Below are 3,449 nucleotides of genomic sequence, written 5' to 3'. Positions count from 1 at the left end.
CTCGTCGTCTTCATTCCCGTCCATTCCTCAGGTCGGGATGAGCTTAACACCCTGTCCAAAAATCCGGGACCACCTCAGATCGAGCGGGGCTAAGGGCAATACCGCAATGCCATGCTACCCGAAGGCTTGCTGATACTGCTGCGGGACTGGTGGCGCGCCGGACGGCAACAGGGTGTCCTGCACCTGGACGGCTGGATGTTCCCCGGCCGTAACGCGACCGTGCCGATCAGCACGCGGCAGCTTTATCGCGTGGTGGTCGAGGCGGCCGAGGCGGCCGATATCTCCAAGCGGGTCGGGCCGCACAGCTTCGCCACTCATTTGCTCGAGGACGGCGTCGATATCCACGTCATCTAGGCGCTGCTCGGCCACGCCAAGCTCAACACCACCGCCTTTTACACTCAGGTCGCGACGAAGACGGTGCGGGCGGTGGTCAGTCCGCTCGACAGACTGGCGCTGACCGCACCCGAACCGGAGGCGCCGAGCGGCTGAGCCCGTGCGGAGCGGCCAAAAGGTCGAGGTCGCCGGAAGCGAAGCTGAACGGAGGCGAAGCCGGAGGACACATCTTTCGGGCTGCGGGGCCCGCGTATCGCGAACGCCATGCCGGGCATCTCAGCCTGCATCAGCTCAAGATCATGTCGGCGGTCAAACAGTGCCGTACTGCTGCAATGGGCGGTTACGTTGAAGCCTGCACCGACTGCGGTTACTGGCGGATGGCTCACAACAGCTGCCGCAATCGGCACTCCCCCAAGTGCCAGGGCGCCGCTGCACGCACCTGGCTCGAAGCACGTGAGGCCGACCTGCTGCCGGTCGGATACTTCCACGTGGTATTCACGCTTCCCGCCGAGGTCTCCGCGATTGCTTTCCCAACAAGGCGCGGGTTTACGATCTGCTGTTCAAGACCGCTTCAGAGACGATGCAGGTCATTGCCGCTGACCCGAAGCATGTCGGCGCCCGGATCGGCATCACCGCCTAACTCCATACCTGGGGTTCGGCCCTGACCCACCATCCGCACATCCACACGATCGTGCTAGGCGGTGGCATCGCGCTCGATGGCCAACGCTGGATTTCCGCGCGTCCAGCGTTCCTCCTGCCAGTACGCGTGCTCGGGGCGCTGTTCCGCCGCCTGTTCCTGACGCGATTACTCCAGCTCCACGACGCCGGGCGGCTCGCCTTCTTCGGCAGCATCGCTGGGCTCACCGAGCGGCGGACCTTCCTTCGCCATCTGTCACCGGTCCGCAAGAAGCGCTGGGTGGTCTACGCCGAGCCGCCGTTCGCCGGACCTGAAGCGGTGCTCGCCTATCTATCGCGCTACACCCACCGGGTCGCCATCTCGAACAGTCGGCTCCCCAGCTTCGACGAGGAGGGCGTCACCTTCCGTTACAAGGGCTACCGCCGCAACGGCGCCGACCGGCAGCAGGTGATGACCCTTGCTGTCGACGAGTTGATCCGCCGCTTCCTGTTCCATGTTCTGCCGCGTGCCTTCCACCGGATCCGCCATTACGGCGTGCTCGCCGGCGCGACCCGCAAGCACAATCTCGAACGCGCCCGTCAGCTGCTCGCCGTCGAGCCGCCTGCCGCAGACGACACGCCCGACGAAGCATCAGATGCCCGACCGCCGTGCCCGTGCTGCGGTGGACGCATGGTCGTCATCGAAATACTCGAGCGCCGATACCAGGCCCGGGGCCCGCCCGTCTTTGCACTCTCAGCCGGGAAACCAGCGTCGTGACCCGGCACGGCTCATTCCAAACCGCCCCTGCAACAACCACGCGCCGGGGAACGGGGACGTCTGCTACCTTGCCGCCGGAAAGCAGACGCACACTTCTCAAAAGCGGACTGTCCGCATTGGGGCGGATGCCTTCGCTCCCGAAAAGCAGACGGGCTGCTCACATATTTGTCCGCATATCGGTCGTGCCTGCCACCGCCCAGAACGGCCCAAAGTCAAAATCCCCATAGGTCACCGCGTGGGGCCCGCGGGTTCGGGCCCCGCCGACTTTCCGACGTCTACCGGCGTCCGAAACTCTAGACAAGAGCCGCCGCTCCGGTCACGGCGAGTGCTGCCGATAGGCGCCGACAGCTAGACGGACTTGCCACCGTCCGCTCCTACCGAGAGCTGTCGTTCATCGCTCGCAGCGGGAATGGCAGGAAAGTCCTGCAGTCAGCCGTCCCGGTCGTGGCGGCAAGCAAGATGAATGAACGGCAGGCCCCGGGCTCGCCCTGTCAGGCTGAACGGCTGCAACGGCCGGTGGGTTCAACGAGTCGCTGCAACACTTCATTTTTTTACCGGATGGAGTGGAAGCGATAAAGCAGTAACGACGGATTTACTACTCGGCAGCGCAATGTGCGGAGATTGGGGATCGGCGGCAGCATGGGAGTTGATAGGTTCGATCGGGCGTTGTTGCGCTCGCGATTCGTCGTCGATTTTCTCGCTGTTGCCTCCTTCGGGCGGCATCCGGCCAGCGGAGCGGAAGCGGTCGGCTCGCTCGCTCAGCCTGGTCGAGCGCGAGGAGATATTGCGAGCATTACCCTTGGCCTTTCATTGCGCGGCATTGGGGCTCAGTTCGGCCGTGCCCCCTCGACCATCAGCCGCGAGGTTGGCCGGAATGGTGGGGTTGTGCGTTATCGAGCCGTGGCGTCGAACTAGGCCGCGCGGGAGCGCGCGGTTCGGCCCAAGCCCTGCAAGTTGGCTTGTCATCCTTGGTGGCGCCGAACAGTATCACTCAAACTGCGCCGCAAACGGTTCCCGACCAGATCGCGGGCTGGCTCAAGCAGCTTTCCGGACGAAGAGCAGCATCTATCATCACACGAGATGATCTAGAAAACTTTGTTCATTCAAGCGCGTAGTGTCCTGAAGAAGGAAATTCCCGAGCATCTCAGGGCGAAGCGCAGGATTAGCCACTCGCGGCACTCAGCTGAAGGGAAACGGACTTGGTCAGGTGAAGAACGCGATATCAATCAGCGAGCGCCCGGCATCAGTCGAAGATCGCGCCGTGCCGGGCCGCTGGGAAGGGCCTTATTGCAGGCTCGCGCAACAGCTACGTCGCGACTCTGGTCGAACGCCAGTCGCGCTATGTGAACCCGGTCAAGGTAGCGAACACGGCGTCGTCTCGGCCCTGATCAACAGGCCCGCAAGCTGCCTCGCGAACTCTAGCGATCGCTGACTTGGAATCGGGGCAAAGAGCTTGCGGATCATCGGCGCTTTACCTTGGCTACCGATGTCGATGTCTTTTTTGCGATTCGAGAAGTCCGTGACAGCGCAGCACCGATGAAAATCCCAATCGCCTGCTTCGCAAGTATCTTCCCAAGGGCACCGATCTATCCGCCCCACAGTCAGGCCAAGCTCAGCGCCGTCGTCCGTCAGCTCAACTAACGACTTAGGCCGTGTTGACAAAAGGGATTCTCAATCCCGCCTCGTTCTGATTCAAGACTGCTTTTCAAGGAGCGGTCATGGG

At 62.9% G+C, this 3,449-nt stretch carries 3 pseudogenes; all 3 read left to right on the top strand.

Going from position 1 to position 3,449, the window contains the following annotated elements:
* Nucleotides 1–93: 93 nt before the first annotated feature.
* A pseudogene (locus ELY13_RS14725) lies at nt 94–489 on the top strand (tyrosine-type recombinase/integrase); the annotation flags it as partial.
* 44 nt (nt 490–533) lie between these two features.
* A pseudogene (locus ELY13_RS14720) lies at nt 534–1,726 on the top strand (IS91 family transposase).
* 590 nt (nt 1,727–2,316) lie between these two features.
* Nucleotides 2,317–3,364 (top strand): annotated as a pseudogene (locus tag ELY13_RS15770) (IS30 family transposase); the annotation flags it as partial.
* Nucleotides 3,365–3,449 lie beyond the last annotated feature (85 nt).

Origin of the sequence: Altericroceibacterium xinjiangense, assembly GCF_003958635.1 — a bacterium.
GTDB classification, from domain to species: domain Bacteria; phylum Pseudomonadota; class Alphaproteobacteria; order Sphingomonadales; family Sphingomonadaceae; genus Altericroceibacterium_A; species Altericroceibacterium_A xinjiangense.
The sequence above is the reverse complement of the archived record's forward strand: the minus strand, read 5'-3'. Positions and strand labels throughout refer to the sequence as shown.